The organism is Pseudomonas sp. NPDC086278, from assembly GCF_050280905.1.
In the GTDB taxonomy this organism is placed as follows: Bacteria; Pseudomonadota; Gammaproteobacteria; order Pseudomonadales; family Pseudomonadaceae; genus Aquipseudomonas.
Genome location: NZ_JBNNWE010000234.1, coordinates 1 through 1,015, shown reverse-complemented (window position 1 = coordinate 1,015; position 1,015 = coordinate 1). Strand labels below are relative to the sequence as shown.

Genomic DNA, 1,015 nt, shown 5'->3' with positions numbered 1-1,015 from the left:
GGCCAGCAACACCACAAACAGCAGGCTGTAGCCAAACCGCGAGCCAGCCTCGATGGCGGTCGCCCAATTGCCCGGGTCCATGTAGCCGATGGACATGTCACGCGCCGCTGATCACTAATCTCAAGCCGGGTCCGATCCGCCTGATCAAGCAGGGCGGGGAAGCTGAGGTGTTTTACATCTCGGGTGGTTTCCTCGAGGTTCAGCCGAACATGGTCAAGGTTCTTGCCGACACCGTGCAACGCGCTGCCGACCTGGATGAAGCCTCCGCTCAGGAAGCCGTTAAGGCTGCCGAGAAGGCCTTGCATGAACGTGGCGCAGAATTCGATTACGGTTCTGCTGCCGCACGTCTGGCCGAGGCGACAGCTCAGCTGCGCACCGTCCAGCAGATCCGCAAGAAGTTCGGCCACTAAAAGGCCATTGCTTGTTGCGCGATTGATTAAAAAGGGTAGCCTCGGCTACCCTTTTTTCTTTTCCGATATTCATCACTTGGTCGCAGCCGCTGACCACCCAGGATTGGTAGCCAGTCATGTCTCTTGAAATCGTTATCCTTGCTGCAGGCCAAGGCACTCGCATGCGTTCGGCCCTGCCGAAAGTGCTGCATCCGATCGCCGGCAATTCAATGCTCGGCCATGTTATCCACAGCGCCCGTCAACTTGATCCACAGCGCATCCACGTGGTGATCGGTCACGGTGCTGATGCGGTACGCGAGCGGCTGGCGGCGGATGACTTGAATTTCGTTCTGCAAGACAAGCAGCTCGGCACGGGTCACGCGGTGGCGCAAGCCGTCCCGTTCATCGAATCCGACACCGTGCTGATTCTTTACGGTGACGTGCCGTTGATCGAAGTCGAAACCCTGCAGCGTCTGCTCAAGCAAGTTGCCCCGCAACAGCTGGGCTTGCTGACGGTTGAACTGGACGACCCGACGGGTTACGGCCGAATCGTGCGCAATGCCGACGGCAAAGTGACCGCTATCGTCGAGCAGAAAGACGCCAACGAAGCCGAACGCGCGATCACG

General features: G+C 58.9%; 1 protein-coding gene and 2 pseudogenes. 2 read left to right on the top strand and 1 reads right to left on the bottom strand.

The window, feature by feature from the left end; translation table 11 throughout:
• Window positions 1-96 (bottom strand): annotated as a pseudogene (locus ACQKP4_RS29270) (hypothetical protein); the annotation flags it as partial.
• 2 nt (window positions 97-98) lie between these two features.
• Between ACQKP4_RS29270 and ACQKP4_RS29265 the strand changes: the two are divergent.
• Both ACQKP4_RS29265 and ACQKP4_RS29260 read left to right on the top strand, forming a co-directional pair.
• Window positions 99-410 (top strand): annotated as a pseudogene (locus tag ACQKP4_RS29265) (F0F1 ATP synthase subunit epsilon); the annotation flags it as partial.
• Window positions 411-526: 116 nt separating this feature from the next.
• Window positions 527-1,015: NTP transferase domain-containing protein (locus ACQKP4_RS29260; protein WP_427637463.1), on the top strand; the 489-nt coding region annotated here is incomplete at its 3' end.